The sequence below is a fragment of the Xenophilus azovorans DSM 13620 genome, assembly GCF_000745855.1.
Classification (GTDB): Bacteria; Pseudomonadota; Gammaproteobacteria; order Burkholderiales; family Burkholderiaceae_C; genus Xenophilus; species Xenophilus azovorans.
Map to the genome: position 1 here is coordinate 45,266 of NZ_JQKD01000019.1, position 20,614 is coordinate 65,879.

Sequence of the window (20,614 nt, forward strand, 5' to 3'; positions counted from 1 at the left end):
ATTGAAGGAGACAGCCATGCGTCCCCCTCCCGACGGCATCCGCCGCAAGCTGCTCGCCGCCGGCGCGGCCGTGCTGGCGCTTGCCGCAACCGCCGGCGGCCCGGCCCTGGCCCAGTCCGACTGGCCCAAGGCGAAGCACATCACCATGGTGATGCCGTATCCGCCCGGAGGCCCCTCGGACGGACTGGTGCGTGTCTACATCGAGAAGCTCAGTGCGCGCCTGGGCACGCCCGTCGTGGTCGACTACCGCTCCGGCGCCAACACGCTGGTGGCCAGCAAGTACGTGATGGGGCTGCCAGCCGACGGCTATACCTTCTACGTCACGTCCAATGCGATGCACCAGGGCCCGCTGTTCTTCCCGAAGCAGTTCAACTACGAGCCTTTCGACACGTTCACGCCCATCGGCATGATGAGCATGAATCCGCTGGTGCTGGTGGTGAACGCGAACGTGCCGGCGAAGAGCGTGGCCGAACTGGTCGCGTTCGCGAAGTCTCAACCCCAGCCGCTGAGTTTCGCCACCTCCGGCGTCGGATCGCCGGACCACCTGTCCGGGGAACTGCTCGCCTACCGGGCCGGGATCACGTTCAACTTCATCCCCTACAAGGGCGGCGCACCGGCCACGCAGGACGTGGTCGCGGGCCAGGTGCAGGTGCGCATCGACACGATCACCAACTCCAAGCCGTTCTTCGAGAGCGGCAAGCTGCGCCCCCTCGGTGTCATGAACGGTCCCACCCCGCTGCTGCCCGGCGTGCCGGGGGTGCCGGACACCGTTGCGGGGGTCCGCGGCGAAGGCTTCTTCTATCTCGTCGCGCCCAAGGGCCTGCCGGCGCCCATCGCGCAACGGATGGCGAACGAAACCCGCGAGATCCTTGCCATGCCCGACGTGCAGGCACGGGTCCGCGCCCTCGGTCTCGACCCCATGACGTCCAGTTCGCCGAAGGAACTCGTCGACTTCCTGCGCAAGGACTATGAAACCTGGAAGGAAGTCCTGCGGGTGACGGGCCTGAAGCTCGAGGAGTAGCGGGGGTGTCGCACGACGACGGCCATCCGGACATGCTGCCTGCTCACAGGAGGCTTCCGTGACGATCAAGACCCGCCGGCTCGCCAACGCACTGGGCGCGGCAGTCCTCGACGTGGATTTGTCGCAACCGATGGAGCCCGCCACCTTCCGCGCGATCCGGAAGGCGTGGGTCGAGCACCTGGTGCTCGTGTTCCCCGGCCAGCAGGACCTGACCCCCGAGCAGCACGTGGCCTTCTCGCGCCTGTTCGGGGAGCTCGATCGCAACGAGGCCACCCCGAGCTACCGCCTCTCCGGCTACGAGGAGGTCATCGCGATCACCAACCGGCCGGCCAGCGACGGCAAGCCATCGCCGTCGAAGGATGTCGGCCGCAAGTGGCACTCGGACCTCGACTTCACCCTCCGCCCGACGATGGGCTCGCTGCTGTGGTGCGGCCAATTGCCGGAAGTCGGCGGCGACACCATGTTCGCCAACATGTACCAGGCGCTGGAGACACTGTCACCGGGACTGCGGCGCACGCTCGAAGGCCTCGAGGCCGTGTATGACGTGATGGCCGGCGTGCGCGCCGAGGATGGCCGGGACGCGGCCGCGCTCGACGAGATGCGCGCCAACTCGCGGTCGGTGGCGCAGCCGGTGGTGCGCGTGCATCCCGAAAGCGGCCGGGCCTCGCTGTTCCTCAGCGAGCGCGCGGTGCGCTTCGAGGGCTGGACCGAGGAGGAGAGCCGGCCCCTGATCGAGCACTTGTGCCGGCACGCGACGCAGCCGGAACGGGTGTTTCGCAAGCAGTGGCAGCCCGGCGACCTCGTGATCTGGGACAACCGCTGCACCGTGCACCAGGCGCTGGCGGACTACGACCGGTCGCAGATCCGCTACATGCGCCGCACGGCGGTGCTCGGGGAACCGTCCGGCCGCCTCGTGCAAGAGTGAAACCACCAGCGAACCCCACAGGAGAATCGCCATGCTGCGCGTAGGTACGATCGAAGACGCCCTGGCCGGCAATCGCCGGCGCCATTTCGACGTGGAGGGCGGCAAGTTCCGTGGCTACACGGACTTCATGTTCGAGTCGGAGCCGGGCCAGCCGCTCGGGCCCCAGGCCTTCCTGGTGCACCAGGCGCCCGACTGGGAGCTGCCGGTGCACTTCCACATGCAGTACCAGATGCAGGTCATCGTCGGCGGCGGCGGCATGCTCGGCAGGCACGCCGTCGGCCCCGGCAGCGTCCACTACGCGACACCGCAGTCGGCCTACGGGCCGCTGAAGGCGGGGCCGGAAGGGGTGGAGTACTTCACCCTCCGCGTGCTGACCGACAAGGGCGCCTGGTACATGCCCGAGTCCCGCCCGATGATGGAAATGGGCAAGCCGAAGAGCCAGGCGACGGGCGACCTGTCCTTCGGTGCAACGCCGGTTGCCGCCGCCACGCTCATCGCCCTGCGCCCGGACGGCGCGGGAGCCTGGGCCTACCGCGCCGGAGCCGGCGAGACGGTGCGCTGCAGCGAGCCGACCAGTCCCGCGGGCCGCTTCCACGTCGTCCTGCGCGGGTCCTTCCGGCTCGGGGGCGATACGGTCCCTCGGCACGGCTGCGTGTACTGGAGCTTGCCGGACGAGCCGCCGGAGTTCGAGGCGGTGGAGGCCGGGAGCGAACTCGTCGTGGTCCAGTTCCCCGAGGTGGCGTTGCACAACGTGGTGGACCCGGAAGTGCTGGCGAAGGCGCCGCAGCAGGTGTCCGCAACCGCGTCCGCTGCCGGTAGATAGCCTGAGCGAGAAATCGATGATCACCGTGCAGTCCCTTGGCCGCACCTTCGTGGGGAGCGTCACCGGCGTGGCGCTGGAGACCATCACTCCCGAACAGTTCGCTCAGGTGGAAGCCGCGTTCCACCAGCATGCCGTGCTGGTGTTCCGGGGCCAGCGGCTGAGCGACGAGGGGCAGCTGCGATTCAGCCGCATGTTCGGTCCCCTGCAGAAGCGCTCGAACTACGCCCGCGACCGCGAGCGGTTGACGTCCGACGAGATGATGGACATTTCCAACATCGACGCCGACGGCAAGCTGTTCCCGCCCGACGCACGCCAAAGGGCGATGAACATGGGCGACCGGCTGTGGCATACCGACGGCACCTTCCAGCAGATCCCCTCGCTGATCTCGCTGCTCTACGCGCACGAAGTGGCGCCCGAGGGCGGCAACACCGAGTTCGCCGACATGCGCGCCGCCTACGATGCGCTCAGTCCCGAACGCAAGGCGGAGTACGAGCCGCTGGTGCTCGAGCACGACCTGTTCCGCTCGCGCGAGCAGGTGGGCTTCCAGGAATTCAATCCCGACGTTCGCGCCCTGAGGCCGCCCGCAAAGCAGGTCCTGGTGCGCAGGCACGAGCGCACCGGCCGCCGCTCGCTCTATCTCGCCTCCCATGCGACGCGCGTCGTCGGCCGCGGGCTCGAAGAAGGGCGCGCCCTGCTGCAGCAGCTGATCGAAGAGGCGACCCGCCCGGAGTTCGTGCATGCCCACCCGTGGCAGCCCGGCGACCTCGTCATGTGGGACAACCGCTGCACCATGCACCGCGCTCGCCCGTTCGACGACCTGCGGCACCGGCGGGTCATGCAGCGCACCACCGTGATCGACACCGAGAACTCGGTCGACCGCGCGCTGCGCGAGGGCCGTTCGCTGCTGCTCGAAGAGGAGCTCAGTCGAGTCTGACCTTCGAGGCGGCGAGGACCTCCGACCACTTGCGGAAGCTGGCGTCGGCCCGCGCCGCCGCCTGTGCCGGCGTGCCGGTGGCGACGACGAGCCCGCTCGCCGCCATCTTCTGCACCAGCTCGGGCGCGGCGGCCACCTTCCGGATCTGGCGGTTCAGGGCCGTCACGATGGCGGGGTCGGTGCCGGTGCGGACCGCGAACCCGTGCCAGGAGGTCAGGGTCAGGTCGGGGAATCCCTGCTGCGGCGCCGTTGCCACGTCGGGCAGCTGCCGCACGCGCTCGCTGCCGGCCACGGCGATCACTTTCATCTTGCCCTGGCGCGCGTAGTTCACACCGGCCTGCACGGCCAGGAACGCGAAGTGGATCTGGCCGGCGAGGATGCCCTGCGTCTGGTCGCCGGTGCCCTTGTACGGCACGTGCACCGCATCGAACCGGCCCGCCATCTTCAGCATCTCGCCGGCCAGGTGGGTGCTGCTGCCGACGCCGTCGGATGCGAAGTTCAGCGTCCCGGCGGGCTGGCTGCGCGCGTAGGCGATGAACGCCTGCAGGTTGGAAGCGGGAACGTCGCTGCGGACGATCAGCACGATCGGGATGTCGACGATCGTGGTGATCGGCGCGAACTCCTTGCGCATGTCCACGGTGACGGGCCGGTTGGCGTGCTGGTTGACGAGCTGGGTCAGCACATACATGGACTCGGTCACGTAGTAGATCGTGTGGCCGTCGGCCGGCTGCGACAGCACCGCCGTGGCGGCGATGACGCCGCCGGCGCCCGGCTTGTTGTCGACAACGACGGGCTGACCCATCTCGCGCGCCAGGCCGTCGGAGATCGAGCGGGCAAGCAGGTCGCTCGCACCGCCGGGGCCGTAGGGCACCACCATGCGCACGGGGCGTGCCGGATAGTCGGCGGCGATCGCCGGCCAGGAGGCGAGGGCGGGCATCGCCATGGCCAGCGCCGCGCGGGCAAGCGCGTGTCTGCGGGTGAGGGGGTCCACGACGTGTCTCCTTCAGTCGAGCGAGATGTTGGCGTTGCGGGAGACGGCCACCCAGCGCGTGGTCTCGCGCCGGACCAGGTCGTCCATCTCGCGTGGTGAAGAGCCGGACGGCAGCAGCACCATGTCGTTGAGCCGCTGCTGCACGTCCGGCAGGCGCAAGGCGCGCAACGTGTGATCGGCGAGCACGTCCACCATTGCCTGTGGCGTGCCGGCCGGGGCGAAGAAGCCCGACCAGCCGGCAACGACGAAGTCCTTGTAGCCCTCTTCCACCATCGTCGGCACATCGGGCAGCCAGTTGCCGCGCGTGCCCTGCGTGAAGGCCAGCGCGCGGAGCTTGCCGTCCTTGACGAACGGGATGACAGCGGTGGCGCCGATGATGGACATGTGGACTTGGCCACTCATGAGGTGTGGCACTGCGGGCTGCGTGGCGTAGGGGATGTGCACGACGTCCAGTCCGTGCTCCTGCTTGAACATCTCGAAGGCCACGTGCGTGAGCGTGGCGACGCCGTCCGACGAGTAGCTGTACTTGCCGGGATTCGCCTTCACCAGCGCCACCAGTTCGCGCACGTTGCTGACCGGCAGGGTGGGGCTCACCACCAGCAGCAGCGGGATGTCGATGATCTTGGCGATCGGGACGAAGTTCTTCTGCGGGTCCCAGCCGGGCTGGTGCTGCACGTTCTTGCGCATGTAGGGCGTGAGCGCCAGGGCGCCGACCCCGATCATGCCGATGGTGTAGCCGTCGGGCGCCGCGCGCGCCAGCTCCGCCGAGCCGATCATCCCGCCGGCGCCCGGCTTGTTGTCCACCACCACCGGCTGGCGCAGCGTCGCGCCCATTTTCTCGGCCAGCAGCCGGCAGGTGGGGTCGGCACTGCCCGCACCCGGCGGGAAGGGGCAGATCAGGCGGATCGGGCGCGTCGGGAACTCGGCGGCATGTGACGGCCATTCGGCCAGGGAGGATGCTGCGGCCGCAGCGGTGCGGGCAAGGATCTGGCGCCGGGTGAAGGCCATGGCATTCTCCTGTCGGCAAGGTTCAGGGTGCGGCTTCGCGGTGCTGCTCGCGCAGCGCCACCTTGCTCACCTTGCCGGTGGCAAGCCGCGGCAGCTCGGCCACGAAAGCGATCGCCTTGGGGCATTTGTATTTCGCGATCTGGGTGCGCGCGAATTCGACGAGTTCGTCGGCACTGGCGCCTGCACCCGTCTTGAGAACCACGAAAGCCTTGACGCTCTCGCCCCAGCGCTCGTCGGGGATGCCGATCACGGCGGACTCGGCGACGGCGGGATGGCGATGCAGCGCCTCCTCCACCTCGCGGCTGTAGATGTTTTCGCCGCCGGAGATGATCACGTCCTTCTTGCGATCCACGAGGTAAAGATAGCCGGCCGCATCGAGCACGCCGATGTCGCCGGTGCGCATCCAGCCGCCGGCCAGTGTCTCCAGCGTGGCCGCGGAGTTGTTCCAATAGCCCGCCATCACCGAATCGTTGCGGAACCAGACCTCGCCCGGTGCCTCGGGAGGGCAGTCCCTGCCGTCGTCGTCGACCACGCGCAGCTCGCCGCCCGGCAATGAATGGCCGACGGAGCCGATGCGGCGGATCTCCTCCGCAGTGCCGTCGGGCCGCAGCTCGTGCCGGTAGAGGCTCGCGATCTGTCCTTCGGTCATCCCGTACTGCACCATGATCGCGCGGCCGATGCGGCGGATCGCGCGCTCCAGCAGCGGCACCGGAATCGGCGCGCCGGCCATGCCCACCGTCACCAGGCTGGAGAGGTCGTAGTCATCGATGCCGGGCAGGTCCAGCACCATCTGCAACTGCGCGGCCACCAGGAACACCGTGTTGATCCGCTCGCGCTGCACCAGGCCTGGGAACGCGGCGGCGTCGAAGCCGCGGGCGATCACGCAGGCGCCGGCGCGCAGCATGTGCGCGAGCCGCACGTTGCGCGCGCCGACGTGGAACAGCGGCGTGGCCAGCAGCGCGCGGCCGTGCGCCGCGACGTCCATTTCCAGCGCCAGCATCTCGGCCGTGCGCACCTCGATGCGATGCGTCTTCAGCACGCCCTTGGGCCGGCCGGTGGTGCCGCTCGTGTAGATCAGCGAAATGCCGTCGCCCGCCTCCGGCACGCTGCTCGCCGCAGCGTCGCCGCAGGCGAGCAGGTCCTCGTAGGCCTCGGCCCAGGGCACCGCCGCGCCGATGCAAACCAGCTTCAACTGCGGGTGGCGCTCGCGCAGGCCGTCGACGAGGCCGGCGTACGGGTCTTCGAAGAACAGCACGCGCGCGCCGCTGTCGGCGAGTATCCAGTCCACCTCGGGTGGTGCGAGGCGGAAGTTGATGGTGGCCGCGATCGCACCCGACCACTCGCAGGCGCCGTACACCTCGCAATAGGCGATGCTGTTCATCGCGAGGATGGCCACCCGGTCTTGCCGGCGCACGCCTCGTGCCGCCAGGGCGCCGGCCAGCCGGCCGACACGGTCCGCATATCGGGCGTGCGTGAGGCTGTGGCCGCCCTCCACGTAGGCAGGGTGGTCCGGATACCACGCGGCATTGCGGGCAATGATGGAACGGAAGGTGAGCATGGGCGCCGCTACGCTATCCACACGTGCGCTCGCGCGCAAGGGCGGCCGCTGAATCAGCACATGCTTGCGGAACTGCGCCGTCGCCGCTGGTGGCGGCGGTGGCGCGCCTAGACTGCGCCACTCATGCCCGAAGAAGCCGTCCCGGACGCGTTGCCGCTGCGCCTGATCGCGGTGATGGTGCTTACCCACACCGCGTTCACCAGCATGCGGCTGGCGCTCACCCTGGCCGTGCTGCAGCAGGGCGGCTCGGCTCTGGCGGTCGGCGTGATCGTCAGCCTGCTGATGGTGGTGCCGGTGTTCAGCTCGATCGCGATCGGTCGCTGGACCGACCGCGCCGGTCACGTGCCGGCGGCGCTGGCAGGTCTGGCGCTGATCGTCGTTGGCGGGCTGGTCGCCACTCGGCAGGTGCTGCCCGCGCTGGCCTGCGGCGCCGTGCTGATCGGCTCCGGCCAGGCGATGGTGCAGGTGGCCATCATGGATGCCATCGGGCAGGGCGGCGGCGAGGGCGCCGCGCGGCGCTTCTCCGCGCTCTCGCTTGGCTTCTCGGTGTCCGGCTTTTTCGGCCCGATCCTCACCGGCCTCGCGATCGACCATGCAGGCCACGCGCTCGCCTTCTTCACCCTGTGCCTGCCGGCCTCGGCAGCATGGCTGCTGGCGCTGCGCTCCGCACCGGCCGCGGCACGGGCGCCGGCAACTGCGCCGCGCGGCACGGCGGGGGCCCTGTGGGCCGATCCGCGCCTGCGCGCCGTGCTGCTGGTGACCGCGCTGCTGGCGATGGCGTGGGACCTCTTCACCTTCGTGATGCCGGTGCATGGCACCCGCCTCGGCTTGTCCGCCACCGCGATCGGCACCGTCGCGGGCAGCTTCGCCGCCGGCTGCTTCTCCATTCGACTGGTGCTCGGTCGCCTTGCAGCGCGGCTTGGCGAGCGGCGCATCCTCTGGGGCGCGCTCACCGGCACAGCCATGTGCTACGCCCTGTTCCCGCTGGCGGGCGGCCTGCCGGCGATGGCCGTGCTGGCCTACGTGATCGGGCTGTTCCTCGGCAGCGGCCAGCCGATGGCCATGAGCCTCCTGCACCGCAGCGCGCCGGCAGGCCGCAGCGGCGAGGTCATGGGCGTGCGCACCGTGATCGTCAGCATCAGCCAGACGGCCCTGCCGCTGGTGTTCGGTGCGCTGGGTGCGGCGCTCGGCACCGGCCCGGTGTTCCTCGCGGTGGCGGCCGCGATGGGTAGCGGCATGGCGTGGGTGCGCCGCAGCAGCCCCCGGTAGACGCAGCCGCCTGCTGCAGCTGCATCCCCACGGCCTCGGCCGCGCTCTCTGTAGATCGACAGGCTGTCGCGTTGCCGGCTTGCGCTTCAGTGACCCCGGCAGAGGTGGCTCTGGCGTCGGTTCACCAACGCGACCTCCGTCACGTCCGGCACCCTATGCAGCGCGGCTGCGAATTTCGCGTCCGCGTCTCCGACGTACCCGATGGTCCTGTTGACGAGGGAAAGGATGTCGTCGCAGTCTTCCTTCAGGGCGATGCCGCGTCGGGTCAGCAGCACCTTGCGCGTGGTGCGCTGAAGCAAGGGCGTCTCGAGCATCGTCTCGAGCCTTGCAATGCTCCTGCTGACGCTGGACTTGTGAATCTGCAATGCATCGGCTGCCAAGGAGAAGCTCGCCAGGGAAGCGACATACGCAAAGACACGGAGATCGTTGAGGTCGATCAGCTTTTCCGCGGCAGGTCTGGATGAGATGCTGTTCTGCATGTGAGGCTCGTCCGGAAATCCTGGCTTCGCTCAGGCAGTCCCCTGGTCGCCGGTTGAGCGGAGATTGGCGTAGGGGGTCACAGATGTCGGCCGATTTCGCAACCGAAAGTGCGACTCTCTCGGCTCCTCGGCAGGCGAAAGACCACCCAGCCCGCGGCTGGGTGGCTTCCAAGGCCTCTCGGAGGCCTGGATCGCCGCGTCGGATCAGAAGGCGTGGCGAAGGCCGAAGTCGTAACCGGTCGAGGTCTTCGGCGTAAAGCTCTGGCCGCTGAAGCTGGTCACGAAAGCCGGGCCGCCCACGGTCTGTGCAGCGCCGTTCTTGTTGCGCACGCGAGCCACCGTGGCGTACAGGGCGGTACGCTTCGACAGGTTGTACACGTAGCCGATCGCGAACTTGTTGGCCTTCGGATCGTCGCCCGTGCCGAACAGGGTGGCCGGCGTGTTCAGGTCGTACTTGACGGCCGCGTAGGACGCGCGGATCAGGCCAGGGCCGACGGGCACGGTCACGCCCAGCAGGTAACCCTTCAGCGTGGTGTCGGGAATCGGGCCGAGCACGAAGCTGTCCTGATCGACCTCGTTCTTGAGCTTCGAGTATTCGCCGAAGAGCTTCACGACGCCGAAGTCGTAGGAAGCGCCGAGGTTGAAGCTCTTGACGTTGGTCGTCGTGCCATCGAAGAAGTCGTCGCCGGTGGTGCTCTGGCCGTAGGAGGCAGCCACATCCAGCGGGCCGTTGGCGTAGCCGAAGCGGCCGCCGACATAACGACCGGTGCGCTGGCTGTTCGCCACGTCCGGCGTCGCAACGCCCGGATCGTACTTGTTGCGCTCGTGGAAGCCGTACATCACCTGGCCATAGAAGCCGCCGAGGTTCGGGGGCAGGAAGTAGCCGATGGTGTTGCTGGCGCGAACATAGTTGCTGCCAGTCACGTTGGCGAAGACGGAGGGGATGCCCGTCGTCGCACCGCCGAGCCAGGTGTTGACGCCGCCGTTGGCCGTAAAGATCAGGCTCGCGCCTACGCCGAGGGTGCCGAACGGATCGAACACGGTGTCGTTCCAGAACGTCGGGGTGTAGTCACGGCCCAGACGAATTTCACCGAAGCCGCCCGACAGGCTCACGGTCGAGCGACGAGCAAAGGTCGCGATGCCTTGCTGGCCGTCGTCGTTGGAGATCGGGGCTTCGAGCCAGAAACTGGCAGCCATGCCACCGCCGAGATCTTCCGTGCCACGGAAGCCCAGACGGCTGGTGGTGTAGCCCGAGTGCGTCAGCACATTGCGCTTCACCGTGATGCTGTCGAGGTAGCCCAGCGGAGGGACCAGGAAGCCGTTCGAGTTGTCCGATTTGTTCGAGTAGCTGCTGATCGTAGCGTCGATCACGCCGAACAGCGTGATCGACGACTGATATGGCCCCTCTTTGTCAAGAGGCACAGAGTTGCCTGCCTCGTGAGAAGCACGAGATGAGGCCCACGACAGATCGGCACTCGATGGGCAGCGCGACGCACGAGCTTGAAGCGACGGTGGATCAGCCTGATATCCGCGGACTGGCTACCGCATGTCAACGATTCGTCGCGGGGCTGCCTCGATCTGATAGTCGGAGGCCGTCGCAAGGACGCTCACGTAGTCGAGACGAGGATTCCCCTGGCCGTGCTCGCCTGTCGCGCTGCCCATCGAGTGCGAACTCAGGTTGGGTGCTGCACCAGTCGTCCAGCCTCCCACAGGAAGGCAGCCAGTTCACGGGCCACCGCCACGCAAATCTTGTTGGAGTGCATGCCGCGTGCGCTCAGGCGCCGATATCGAGAACACAGCCGCAATTGAGCACGCCAGGCGATCTCGCACACGCTGCGAGGCTGGTCCTGCTGGCGCTCGGTGACGGGACGGCTCATACGCGCCGAATAGCGGTAGCACCAGGCGGCCTCGACCAGCACACGACGCACATGGGCATTGCCGGTCTTGGTGATGCTGCCCTGCGAGCGGGACTGGCCGCTGCTGAACTCGCTGGGCACCAGTCCCAGATAGGCCATCAATTGCTTGGGATGCTCGAAGCGGTGCAGATCGCCCAACTCGGACACCAGCGAAACGGCAGCGACGAAGTCGATGCCCTTGAAGCACATCAGGGCCCGCACGGCAGCGCCGAAGCGCCAGTGGGCGATCTGCTCGCGCAGCGCCGCCGTGATGCGCTCGACCCGCTGCCCGGCCTCCACAACAGCGCTGCGGTACTCGGCCCAGGCGATCTGCTGGGCCGGATGCTCGAAGGCGATGCGCGCCAGGAAGCGCTCATGGGTCGCTCCCCACGAGGTCTTGCCCGTGTAGGGCTTGCCATGTCGCAGCAGCATCGCCTTGAGCTGCTGGCGTGCCTTCAGCCGCGCCCGCACCGCGTCCTCGCGGGCACGCGAGAGGTCGCGGATCGCCTCGTCGCGCGCATCGGGCAGCGTCACCGGCGTGAGTTCGCCCGAGCGCAGATAGCTCGCCAGCGTCAGCGCATCGCGCCGATCAGTCTTGATGCGCTCGCCCGGCCGGCGTGGCATCTTGCTCACCGCGATCACTTGGCAGCGCCAGCCTTGGCGATGGAGTTCGCGCGCCAGCGCAAAGCCGCAGGGGCCGGCCTCGTAGGCCAGCAGCGTGTGTGCCGCCTCGCCCAGACGCGACAGCGTCTTGAGCAACTCGCCCACCTTCGCCCCGCAGGTGCCCACGAACCGGGGTGCAGCGCGGCCGGCATCGGCCACCGCCACCGCAATGGAGTCCTTGTGAACATCCAAGCCGACAAATACAGTGATATCGTCTTCCATGGTCTGCCTCCTGAATCGACGTACGCAGATCACGCCTTGCGGCGTTCTGCCTGTGGCTCTACGCACTGCCGTGCGCAGCCCACGATAAGCCCGGAGGCAGACCACCTCCAACTCCCCAACTTCAACCTATGTGGCCCCTCGCGACTCAACGCGGGCTGGGGCCATGTTGTCTGAGCCGAGGCAGCGCCGGCAACAGCCAGGGCAGCCAGGGCAACCAGATTCTTTTTCATGCAAGTGTCTCCAAGGTTGAACATAGGGCCCCGGCGCGAAGGGCTCACCCCGGGCCAACCTCCCTTTGGGAAGTTGTCGAGATTCCATCAGGACTGCGCCTCGAGAGCGGAGTCATTCATGCAAAGTCAGCCGATAACCATGCAAAGTCGACCTGGGAGATTGGCATTCGTGTTGCCGAATCACGACAACGCTCATGGCGATGCAACCCGCATGGCCTGCCGCATCTTGCTCGGGGCGACCAGGTACCAGTCCTTGAACTTGCGGGTGAAGTTCGTGGGATCGGCATAGCCCAGCTGCGCTGCGATGCCTTCGATCGACAGCTCGGTATGGCGCAGGTGCCAGGCGGCATGCGTCCTGCGCAGTTCGTCCTTGATCTCGGTGTAGGTCAAGCCGACCTCCGCGAGTCTTCGCACCAGCGCTCGCGCGGAGATGCCCAGCTCCCGGGCCAACTCGCCGGCATCCGGGTTGGCTGCGAGCCGCTCGAGGAGCGCACGCCGCACACGCTGCACGAACGCACCGTGCACCAGTTCCGATTCCATCTTCTGGCAGAGCTGCTCAGCTTCGGAAAACGCCTTTGCATCCGCCGCGATGCTGGGCGACCGAAGCAGCTCCACCGGCAGTTCGAGCGACAGGCAGTCCTGATCAAAGCTGACCTTGCGAACGTAACGCAGGCACGGAAGGTCGTTGCCCGCAGGGCGGGGGTAGGGCAGCCCCAAGGCAAGCTCGTCCGCGGGTCGCCCCAGGATCGCCTCCAGCAGCCGGCAATGCGCGCCGACGATCGTCTGCATGACGAAGACATGCGTCTCGCACAGCGGCACGATCGGCTTCACCGTGAGGGTGCTCCATCGCGGCCCGTTGTGCAGACTGAACTCCAGACGCCCGAAGATCAGCCGGGCATGCCGGCACAGGAAGCGCAGGCCATGCCCCAGGTTGTCGCTCGTCACTGCCCCGATCCCCACCGGCGTGTGATAGGGCTGGAGCATGGATCCGGCGATCAGGCCCAGGTCGGGCTCGCCGCTGCACCGGATGGCATAGGCGACGAATCGACGGAAGACCTCGAAGTCCACCATGTGCTGGCCGTCGCAGAGGTCCTGCCAGGCCAGGCCTGCATTGGACAGCACGGTCGACGGACGGATGCCGAGGCTGCTCAGGCAGTCCATCGTGCTTCGGATGTAGACCGGCGGCGCAAACGGGATGCGGGGCTGCTCTTCGGTCTTCATGGCTCGGTGCTGGCGGTGAACGCAGCCGCCTACTGCGGCTGCATCCCCACGGCCTCGGCCGCGCTCTTGTAGATCGACAGGCTGTCGCGCATCGTGGCGAGCAGTTCCTCGGGCCCGCCGGCCAGCGGCTCGACGCCCCATTCGTCGAGCCGCTTGCGCAGGTCCGGGTGGACCACGGCGGCGCGGCTGGCTTCGCTGAGGCGCTGCACGATGGTGGCCGGCATCCCTTTGGGACCGATCAGCCCGAACCATGTCGGCACCGTCCGGAAGCCCGGCACCGCCGACTTGCCGATCACCTCCAGGTGCGGCAGGGCGGCATAGGGCCGGCTGCTGGCGATGCCGATCGGGCGGATGCGGCCCGCATCGATGAAGGACTTGGTGGAGATCGTGGAGTCGAACAGCAGCTGGATCTCGTTGGTCATCAGCGCCTGCAGCGCGGGGCTGCTGCCCTTGTAGGGCACCTTCGCCACGTCGATGCCCGACAGCTTCGTCAGCAGGCCGATCGTCAGGTCGCCGGCCGCCTGCGACCCGTAGTTCGTCTTGCCGGGATTGGCGCGCGCGAATTCGACCAGTTCGCGAAAGCTGCGGATGCCCGACTGCGGGCTGGTGAAGGCGAGCGTCGGGCCCTCCACGAGGTAGCTCACGGGGCTGAAGTCCGACAGCATGTCGAAGGTGAAGGCCTTCGTGGTGTAGGGCTGGGCGAACATGCTGGTGGCCGCGATCGCGATCGTGTAGCCGTCGGCCGGCGCGCGCTGCAAAGCCTGCAGAGCGATGACGGTGTTGCCACCGGGACGGTTCTCCACCACCACCGGCTGACCGAGTTCTTCCTTCATCCGTTCGGCCAGCAGGCGCGCAAAGATGTCGGTCGGCCCGCCGGCCGCGTAAGCCACGATCAGGTGGATCGGCCGGCCAGGGAAGGGCGCCTGCGCCAGAGCGGCGGGGACCACAGCAAGCAGGAGCACAGCCGCGGTGAGGAAGCGGAACAAGGCAGTCATCGACAAACTCCAGGAAGGCAAGGAAAGGGATCAGGCCGCGGCCGTCAGAGCGGTGCGCCGCGCGCGGGCCCCGCTTTCGGAAACGGTGGTGCGACGCAGCTGGCGCCGGTGATGCTGGTCGTCGAAGGGCGTGCCGCGATGCATCGTGCAGAAGTTGTCCCACATCACCAGGTCGCCTTCGCGCCAGCGATGCTCCAGCACGAGCTCGGGCCGGGTTGCTGCCGCCATGAGGCGATCGATCTCGCGCCGCGCGTCGTCGTCGTTCCAGCCCTCGATGGCGCAGGCGTAGGAGGCGAGGTAGAGCGCGAGGCGGCCGTCGGCCGCGGCGTGGACCAGCGGGTGCCACACCGCCGGGAAGCGGTCTTCCTCCAGCGCGGCCAGCGCCGGCGTGCCCGCCAGCCGGCGCGATTGGGCCAGCGAGTGGCGCACGCGCAGCAGCAGGAGCCGGTTCTGTTCGCGCACCGGGAGCGCCGAGAAGGCCGCGCGCATGTCGACGAACTGGGTCGCCCCGCCCTCCGGCGGCACCACGTGCGCCGACAGGAAGGTGTAGCGGCCCCGGTCCACGGAGAACGCCTCGTCGGTGTGCCACAGCAGGTTGGACAGCTGCAGGATCCGCTGGCGCTCGCCCGCACCGACCGTGCGGCCGAGCGCGTCGACGTTGCCGATGCTGCCCACCTCGCGTGGACCCGCGGCGGCGGCGCCGTCGCGGCGGGCGGCCAGCGTCGGCTGCAGCTCGCCGAAGATCCGGCTGAAGCGCAGCTGGCCTTCGGTGTCCAGCCGCTGGCCGGGGAACACCAGCACCGCGTGGCGGTCGATCGCGTCCTGCAGGGCGGCCCGCAGGGATGCATCGGCCTCACGTGCGGGATCGATGCCCTGGATGGTGGCGCCGAAGCCGGCGCGCAGCGGTTCGATTCGCATGCCGACCTCTCAGCGCGGATTGAGGTGGTGCAGCGGCAGGCCCGCGCGCGGCCAGTCCAGCGCGGCCAGCCGGCCGGTGCTGGAGAGGGTGATGTAGGCGGTCCGCAGGCCCGGGCCGCCGAAGCAGATGTTCGTGGTGAACATGTCGGGCAGCGGCACGTTCTCCACCAACTGGCCGTCCGGCGCGATCACGTTGATGCCGGCCTTCTCCATCACGGTGGCCACGCAGATGTTGCCGTCCGCCTCGATCGCCATCGAGTCGAGGCGCTGGTAGCCCGGAAGGCCCGTCACCAGCTCGCCCCCGTAGGGAGATGGCCAGGGCTTGCGCGCGATCCGGCCCGGCTCCGCGAGGTCGAAGGCCCAGACCCGGCCCGCGTCGGTCTCCGCCACGTACAGGCGGCGGTCGTCGGGCGACAGGCCGATGCCGTTGGGGAAGGACATCGGGTGGATCACCTCGTCGATGCGGCTGCCGTCGCAGCGCGCGTAGTAGACGCCGCCACGGTCGACGTCCCGCGCGCGGGCCTTGCCGAGATCGGTGAACCAGAACCCGCCGTGGCGATCGAACACGATGTCGTTGGGCCCGCGCAGCGGACCCTTCGGCCCGTGCGTGTACAGCACTTCGACGCGGCCGGTGGCGAGGTCGACACGCTCGATGCGGCCGCCGCTGTAGTGGTCCGCCTGCCCGGTGGGCCGCAGGCCCTGCGCATCCTCGTGCCAGTTGAAGCCGCCGTTGTTGCACAGGTAGCAGTGGCCGTCCGGCCCGATTGCAGCGCCGTTGGGCCCGCCGCCCGGTGTGGCGACGGTCTCCTTGCCGCCGTCGGGGCGCACGCGGGTCAGGCGCCCCGCTTCGATCTCGACGACCAGCACGGAGCCGTCGTCCATCGCGATGGGCCCTTCGGGGAAGCGCAGGCCCTCGGTGACGATGCGCATCGGTCTGTCCATGGAATCACCTCTCTTTCGGAAGAACGGTCAGAAGTAGTCGAGCAGCACGCGCCGGTCGGCAAACGCGGCGGGGGCGCCGTCGTAGACCTTGCGGCCCTGCTTGAGGATGGCGACGCGATCGGCGAGCGGCAGCGACTGCTTCACGTTCTGCTCGACCAGCAGCACCGCGGTGCCGAGCGTGGCGCGGATCGCGGCGATGCTTTCCATCACCTTGTCGACCAGGATCGGCGCGAGGCCGATGGACGGTTCGTCGAGCAGCAGGATCCGCGGCGCATGCATCAGGGCCATGCCGATCGCCAGCATCTGCTGCTGCCCGCCGGAGAGCGTGCCTGCGACCTGCCCGGCGCGCTCGGCCAGGATCGGGAACATGGCGTGCACCCGTTCGAGGTGCTCGTCGCGCGCGCGCACGCCGCCGGGCAGCGAGATCGCGGCGAGTTCGAGATTGCGCCGCACGGTGAGGGTGCGGAACACGCCGTGGCCCTGCGGCACGAAGGCGAGGCCGCAGGCCACGTTCTGCGCCGGGGTCCGGCGGGTGGCGTCGGCCCGCTCCTGCCAGACCGCACCGGCCAGCGCCGGCAGCAGCCCGAACAGCGTGCGCAGCAGGGTGGTCTTGCCGGCGCCGTTGTGCCCCAGCAGCAGCAGGATCTCGCGCTCTCCGAGCGCGAGGTCCACCTCGTGCACCACCGGCTTGGCGCCGAAGCCGGCGCGCAGGCCGCGCGCCTCCAGCACGGGCGCGTTCACCGGAAGTACCTCTCGGCCAGCACCGGATTGCGCAGCAGTTCGCCCGGTTCGCCTTGCGCCATCGCCCGCCCTTCGTCGAAGAAGTAGGCGTGGCTGCACAGTCCCTTGATCACGTCCAGGTTGTGCTCGATGATGCAGACGGTGCGGCCCTCGTCGGCGAGGCGCCGCAGCAGCGGCATCACCTCGTCCATCGCGCGCCCGTCCAGGCCCGACAGCGGCTCGTCGAACAGCAGCACGCCGGCGCCCGTGGCGAGCAGGCGCGCCACGCTCAGCAGCTTTTCCTCGGCGTACGAAAGGTTGATCGCCAGTTCGTCCGCCATGCCGCGCAGGCCGACGTAGTCGAGGATGGCGAGCGCCCGCGCATGGTTGGCGCGTTCCTCCCGGGCCACCGCCGCCGGCCGGAAGAACACCGCGCGCAAGCGGTCGCCCGCCTGCCGCGGCAGCGCGACGACCACGTGCTCCAGCACCGTCATGCGCGGGAACAGCTTGAGGTCCTGGAACGACCGCGCGATGCCCTGCTGCACGATCTGGTGCGGCTTCATGCCGGCGAGCGGCCGGCCGTCGATCGTGACGACCCCCGCGGTGGGCTGGAGGAAGCCCGTCAGCAGGTTGAACGCCGTGGTCTTGCCGGCGCCGTTCGGACCGATGATGCCGGTGATGCGCCCGGGCGGCAGCACGATGTCGATGCCATCGACCGCGGTGATGCCGCCGAAGCGCTTGACCAGTCCGCGCCCCTGCAGGGTGGCTGCCGGCGCGGCGGGAACGCTGCCCTGTGCCGCGGGGGCGTCGCGGTGGCGCCCGGAGTGCGCAGAGGTGCGCTCGGGCAGCAGGCCTTCCGGGCGGTAGCGCATGACCAGGATCAGCAGCAGCCCGTAGATCACCTGCCGGCTCTTGTCGGGATCCACCGGCAGCTCCACGAATTTGAGCAGCTCGGGCAGCACCACCAGCACCGCCGCGCCGACCACGGAACCCGCGAGGTTGCCGCTGCCGCCGAAGATCATCATGGCCAGGATGGCGTTGACGACGTCGATGCCGAAGCTCGCCGGGTTCACCAGCGTCACGTAGTGCGCGAAGAGGTAGCCGCCGGCCGCCGCCAGCGCCGAGGCCACGGCGAAGGTGCGCATCTTCAGGCCCACGATGTTCTTGCCGATCGCCTGCGCGGCCTGCTCGTTCTCGCGCATGGCCTTGAGGGCGCGGCCGAAGGGCGAGTGCGCCACCCGCCAGGCGACGGACAGCGACAGCACGGCCAGCACCGTGGACAGGGGCAGCATGCGGGCGGCGCTGTCCACGCGCCAGGCGCCCAGGACGATGCGCGGGATGTTGTTGATGCCCTCGACGCCGCCGGTGAGCGGCTTGGCGTTCTCGATGACGGACAGCACCAGCACGTGCAGCGCGAGGCTGACGATCACCAGGTAGAAGCCGGCCACCCGCATCGCCGGCAGTGCCACCGCCGCCCCGACCAGCCCGCCGATGCCCGCGGCGGCCATCAGGGGCAGCGGGAACGGCAGGCCATAGCGCGTGGTGAGGATCGCGGTGACGTAGCCGCCGAGCGCGTAGAAGGCCGCGTGGCTGAGGGCGAACAGTCCGGCGTAGCCGATCAGGAGGTTGAGCGACGAGGCGAGGATCACGTAGATCGTGACCATCACGCAGATGTGCAGCAGGTAGTCCATGTCAGCTCCGCGCGCCGAACAGGCCGGTCGGCCGCACCAGCAGAATCGCGAACAGCAGCGCGAAGGAGATGCTGCCCTGCCATTCGGTGGGGATTCCCCACATGCCCACGTTCTCCACCAGGCCGAGCAGCATGCCGGCCAGCGCGGCACCGCGCAGGGACCCGACCCCGCCCACGAACACGCCGACGAAGGCGATGAAGACCGCCGGAAAGCCCATGTGCGGCACCGCGCCGTCGCGCAGCAGCATCTGGGTGGCGCAGACCGCGGAGATCGCGGTGCCGATGGCGAACACGAGGATCGACACGCGGAAGGTGTCGATGCCGATGATGCGGGCCATCTCCAGGTTGTCCGTCATTGCCACGATCGCCTGGCCGCTGCGGGCGCGGGCGAGGAACCACGCGAGCGCGCCCCCGACCACCGCGAGCGAGGCGACCTGCAGCAACTGCACCGACGTCACGAACACCGGGCCGAGCAGGAGGACCGGCAGCTGCAGCCCCTGCACCACCTTCGCGCTGGTGCCGAAGCCGATGGCGATCGCGTTCTCCAGCATCATGAACAGACCGAGCGAGACGATCATCACCACCACCGGCGGCGCGTTGCGCTTCTCGAAGGAGCGGTACAGCAGCAGGTAGCTGAGCACGCCGGCCAGCGCGGCGGCGGCGATGCCGAGCACCGCGGCCAGCGCGAGCGGCAGCTTCAGCGGCATGGCCGCCGACCAGACCAGGTAGGCGGCCAGCGTGTAGAACGGCCCGAAGGCGAAGTGCACCACGCGGGTCGTGCTGAAGATCAGCGCCCACGCGACCGCCAGCAGGGCGTAGGTGCTGCCATTGGCGATGCCGTTGACAGCCAGCTGGAGCAGCAGCTCCATGCCGTCAGCGGACTTCGAGGAAGCGCTGGAAGACCCCCTTGCCGGCCGCGTCCACCTTGAACAGGGCAGCGCGCTTGCGCACCAGCCCGCTCGGCAGGAACGTCATCTTGCCGCCGTAGACGCTGTCGAAAGTGGGGCTCTCCAGCAGCGCTGCCGCCAGCTTGTCGCCCATGAGGTAGTCGCCGCCCTTGGCGCGCGCCCGCTTGATCACCAGCGCGAGCACGTGCACCCACTCGTAGTAGTTGGCGGCGAACAGGTCCGGCTTCTCGCCGTAGCGCGCCTCGTACTTCCTCGCGAACTCGCCCGGCCAGCCTTCTCCGCCGGGCTGGTAGTAGTCCGCCACGTACTGGTAGCCCTCGGCATGCGCGCCCGCCACCTTGGCATCGTCACCGGTCCAGTCGAGGCCGATCAGCGGCGCGCGGATGCCGAACTCGCGGATGCGCTTGATGGCCAGCCCCGCGTCCGGCGCGGTGAGCCAGACGCCCACGACGTCGGGGTTGGCGGCCTTGATCTTGGCGATCTGGGTGTCGAGGTTGGTCGAGCCGGCAGGCACCAGTTCCTGGGCGACGATGCTGCCGCCCGCCTGCTTCCACAGCGGGGTGACCGCCTTCACCACGTCGTCGCCGGTGTCCACCTTGAACACCAGGATGCCGAGCTTCGACCCCAACTCGCGCGCCGGCCCGACGGAGGCCACGCCCAGCTCCGAATACATGGTCCGGTTGTGGAACAGGTATTTCGAGGCGCCGATCATCTTGGGCGAGGCGCCGCCGCCGTTGAGCAGCAGCACGTTCTTCTCGCTCGCGATCGGCGCCATCGCCAGTGTCGGCGCCGAGAACGAGGTCAGCACGATGTGGGTGTCGTGCAGCGACACCAGCCGGTTGATGGCCGCCACGCCTTCCTCCGCCTTGCCGCTCTTGTGGTCCTCGATGACCGCCTCGAGCTTGATGCCGTCGACGCCGCCGCGGGCGTTGACTTCCTCCAGCGCGAGGTTCATTCCCCGGCTCATCACCGTACCGTAGTAGTTGGCCGGCCCGCTCATCGCGTAGACGGCGCCGATCTTGATGGTGGGCGGGTCGGCGGCGAAGGCCCAACGCGCCGTGGGGCCGAGCGCGAGTGCCGCTGCCAGTCCAGTGACGCTGCGTCTCTTCATGATGTCTCCTCGGTCCGCGGCGGAGCCACGGTGAGGGTCACTCTATGGCCGGTGCCCGGCGGCCGCAATGCGGAGCTCCCGCGGGCCATTC

Annotated in this window: 19 protein-coding genes; 5 read left to right on the plus strand and 14 right to left on the minus strand. The window is 68.8% G+C overall.

The features are described 5' to 3' along the window. Nucleotides 1-16: 16 nt before the first annotated feature. From Q392_RS12185 to Q392_RS12200, 4 genes are read left to right on the plus strand one after another with little or no spacing between them, the layout of a single operon-like run. Nucleotides 17-1,021 carry a Bug family tripartite tricarboxylate transporter substrate binding protein gene (locus Q392_RS12185; protein ID WP_051953344.1) on the plus strand — a complete coding sequence of 335 codons (1,005 nt, stop codon included), beginning with the start codon at nucleotides 17-19 and terminating at the stop codon, nucleotides 1,019-1,021. Nucleotides 1,022-1,079: 58 nt separating this feature from the next. Beyond that, nucleotides 1,080-1,946 carry a TauD/TfdA dioxygenase family protein gene (locus Q392_RS12190; RefSeq protein ID WP_038207199.1) on the plus strand — a complete coding sequence of 289 codons (867 nt, stop codon included), beginning with the start codon at nucleotides 1,080-1,082 and terminating at the stop codon, nucleotides 1,944-1,946. 31 nt (nucleotides 1,947-1,977) lie between these two features. Further along, nucleotides 1,978-2,769 carry a hypothetical protein gene (locus Q392_RS31305; protein ID WP_051953346.1) on the plus strand — a complete coding sequence of 264 codons (792 nt, stop codon included), beginning with the start codon at nucleotides 1,978-1,980 and terminating at the stop codon, nucleotides 2,767-2,769. A 16-nt stretch (nucleotides 2,770-2,785) separates the two neighbouring features. Further along, a complete protein-coding gene (locus Q392_RS12200; protein ID WP_051953348.1) occupies nucleotides 2,786-3,703 on the plus strand; it encodes a TauD/TfdA dioxygenase family protein in 918 nt (305 codons plus the stop codon). Here the strand turns inward: Q392_RS12200 and Q392_RS12205 are convergent. The 3 genes from Q392_RS12205 to Q392_RS12215 are packed head-to-tail and all read right to left on the minus strand — an operon-like array spanning nucleotide 3,690 to nucleotide 7,260. Further along, on the minus strand, nucleotides 3,690-4,694 hold the full coding sequence (locus Q392_RS12205) for a Bug family tripartite tricarboxylate transporter substrate binding protein (protein WP_051953350.1): 1,005 nt from the start codon (nucleotides 4,692-4,694) through the stop codon (nucleotides 3,690-3,692). The genes Q392_RS12200 and Q392_RS12205 overlap by 14 nt on opposite strands. Before the next feature lie 12 nt (nucleotides 4,695-4,706). Next, complete coding sequence (locus Q392_RS12210; RefSeq protein WP_038207201.1) at nucleotides 4,707-5,702, minus strand: Bug family tripartite tricarboxylate transporter substrate binding protein; 996 nt, start codon at nucleotides 5,700-5,702, stop codon at nucleotides 4,707-4,709. A gap of 22 nt (nucleotides 5,703-5,724) precedes the next feature. Then, a complete protein-coding gene (locus Q392_RS12215) occupies nucleotides 5,725-7,260 on the minus strand; it encodes a class I adenylate-forming enzyme family protein (protein WP_038207203.1) in 1,536 nt (511 codons plus the stop codon). Between the two features lie 123 nt (nucleotides 7,261-7,383). Here Q392_RS12215 and Q392_RS12220 point away from each other — a divergent pair, with 123 nt between their 5' ends. Further along, nucleotides 7,384-8,529 (plus strand): MFS transporter, encoded by a 1,146-nt coding sequence (locus Q392_RS12220; RefSeq protein WP_038207208.1) that lies wholly within the window; start codon nucleotides 7,384-7,386, stop codon nucleotides 8,527-8,529. A gap of 86 nt (nucleotides 8,530-8,615) precedes the next feature. Here the strand turns inward: Q392_RS12220 and Q392_RS12225 are convergent, their stop codons facing one another. The 11 genes from Q392_RS12225 to Q392_RS12275 form a co-directional block, all read right to left on the minus strand. Beyond that, complete coding sequence (locus tag Q392_RS12225) at nucleotides 8,616-9,008, minus strand: helix-turn-helix domain-containing protein (protein ID WP_038207214.1); 393 nt, start codon at nucleotides 9,006-9,008, stop codon at nucleotides 8,616-8,618. 204 nt (nucleotides 9,009-9,212) lie between these two features. Continuing rightward, a complete protein-coding gene (locus Q392_RS12230) occupies nucleotides 9,213-10,430 on the minus strand; it encodes a porin (RefSeq protein ID WP_038207219.1) in 1,218 nt (405 codons plus the stop codon). Nucleotides 10,431-10,681: 251 nt separating this feature from the next. Then, nucleotides 10,682-11,788, minus strand: a complete 1,107-nt coding sequence (locus tag Q392_RS12235) for an IS110 family RNA-guided transposase (protein WP_038207225.1) — start codon at nucleotides 11,786-11,788, stop codon at nucleotides 10,682-10,684. 422 nt (nucleotides 11,789-12,210) lie between these two features. Continuing rightward, nucleotides 12,211-13,239: a helix-turn-helix domain-containing protein gene (locus tag Q392_RS12240; protein WP_038207230.1), complete on the minus strand. Its 1,029-nt coding sequence runs from the start codon at nucleotides 13,237-13,239 to the stop codon at nucleotides 12,211-12,213. Between the two features lie 29 nt (nucleotides 13,240-13,268). After that, nucleotides 13,269-14,234 (minus strand): Bug family tripartite tricarboxylate transporter substrate binding protein, encoded by a 966-nt coding sequence (locus Q392_RS12245; RefSeq protein ID WP_038207235.1) that lies wholly within the window; start codon nucleotides 14,232-14,234, stop codon nucleotides 13,269-13,271. A 30-nt stretch (nucleotides 14,235-14,264) separates the two neighbouring features. After that, the gene (locus tag Q392_RS12250) at nucleotides 14,265-15,152 is read right to left on the minus strand and encodes a TauD/TfdA dioxygenase family protein (RefSeq protein ID WP_038207241.1); all 888 of its coding nucleotides are present in this window, start codon (nucleotides 15,150-15,152) and stop codon (nucleotides 14,265-14,267) included. A gap of 9 nt (nucleotides 15,153-15,161) precedes the next feature. After that, nucleotides 15,162-16,094 carry an SMP-30/gluconolactonase/LRE family protein gene (locus tag Q392_RS12255; protein WP_038207245.1) on the minus strand — a complete coding sequence of 311 codons (933 nt, stop codon included), beginning with the start codon at nucleotides 16,092-16,094 and terminating at the stop codon, nucleotides 15,162-15,164. A 27-nt stretch (nucleotides 16,095-16,121) separates the two neighbouring features. Continuing rightward, a complete protein-coding gene (locus tag Q392_RS12260) occupies nucleotides 16,122-16,835 on the minus strand; it encodes an ABC transporter ATP-binding protein (protein ID WP_051953352.1) in 714 nt (237 codons plus the stop codon). After that, a complete protein-coding gene (locus tag Q392_RS12265) occupies nucleotides 16,832-18,505 on the minus strand; it encodes a branched-chain amino acid ABC transporter ATP-binding protein/permease (protein WP_038207261.1) in 1,674 nt (557 codons plus the stop codon). The genes Q392_RS12260 and Q392_RS12265 overlap by 4 nt, the downstream gene beginning before the upstream one ends. Before the next feature lies 1 nt (nucleotide 18,506). Beyond that, the gene (locus Q392_RS12270; RefSeq protein ID WP_038207264.1) at nucleotides 18,507-19,373 is read right to left on the minus strand and encodes a branched-chain amino acid ABC transporter permease; all 867 of its coding nucleotides are present in this window, start codon (nucleotides 19,371-19,373) and stop codon (nucleotides 18,507-18,509) included. A 4-nt stretch (nucleotides 19,374-19,377) separates the two neighbouring features. Next, entirely contained in the window at nucleotides 19,378-20,523 is a 1,146-nt protein-coding gene (locus tag Q392_RS12275; protein ID WP_038207267.1) for an ABC transporter substrate-binding protein, read from the minus strand. Nucleotides 20,524-20,614 lie beyond the last annotated feature (91 nt).

Coding starts and splice junctions, on each gene's coding strand:
- Q392_RS12240 (WP_038207230.1), bottom strand. CDS start 13,239: ATGAAGACCGAAGAGCAGCCCCGCATCCCGTTTGCGCCGCCGGTCTAC.
- Q392_RS12245 (WP_038207235.1), bottom strand. CDS start 14,234: ATGACTGCCTTGTTCCGCTTCCTCACCGCGGCTGTGCTCCTGCTTGCT.
- Q392_RS12255 (WP_038207245.1), bottom strand. CDS start 16,094: ATGGACAGACCGATGCGCATCGTCACCGAGGGCCTGCGCTTCCCCGAA.
- Q392_RS12265 (WP_038207261.1), bottom strand. CDS start 18,505: ATGGACTACCTGCTGCACATCTGCGTGATGGTCACGATCTACGTGATC.
- Q392_RS12200 (WP_051953348.1), top strand. CDS start 2,786: ATGATCACCGTGCAGTCCCTTGGCCGCACCTTCGTGGGGAGCGTCACC.
- Q392_RS12225 (WP_038207214.1), bottom strand. CDS start 9,008: ATGCAGAACAGCATCTCATCCAGACCTGCCGCGGAAAAGCTGATCGAC.
- Q392_RS12220 (WP_038207208.1), top strand. CDS start 7,384: ATGCCCGAAGAAGCCGTCCCGGACGCGTTGCCGCTGCGCCTGATCGCG.
- Q392_RS12270 (WP_038207264.1), bottom strand. CDS start 19,373: ATGGAGCTGCTGCTCCAGCTGGCTGTCAACGGCATCGCCAATGGCAGC.
- Q392_RS12275 (WP_038207267.1), bottom strand. CDS start 20,523: ATGAAGAGACGCAGCGTCACTGGACTGGCAGCGGCACTCGCGCTCGGC.
- Q392_RS12185 (WP_051953344.1), top strand. CDS start 17: ATGCGTCCCCCTCCCGACGGCATCCGCCGCAAGCTGCTCGCCGCCGGC.
- Q392_RS12250 (WP_038207241.1), bottom strand. CDS start 15,152: ATGCGAATCGAACCGCTGCGCGCCGGCTTCGGCGCCACCATCCAGGGC.
- Q392_RS12210 (WP_038207201.1), bottom strand. CDS start 5,702: ATGGCCTTCACCCGGCGCCAGATCCTTGCCCGCACCGCTGCGGCCGCA.
- Q392_RS12235 (WP_038207225.1), bottom strand. CDS start 11,788: ATGGAAGACGATATCACTGTATTTGTCGGCTTGGATGTTCACAAGGAC.
- Q392_RS12215 (WP_038207203.1), bottom strand. CDS start 7,260: ATGCTCACCTTCCGTTCCATCATTGCCCGCAATGCCGCGTGGTATCCG.
- Q392_RS31305 (WP_051953346.1), top strand. CDS start 1,978: ATGCTGCGCGTAGGTACGATCGAAGACGCCCTGGCCGGCAATCGCCGG.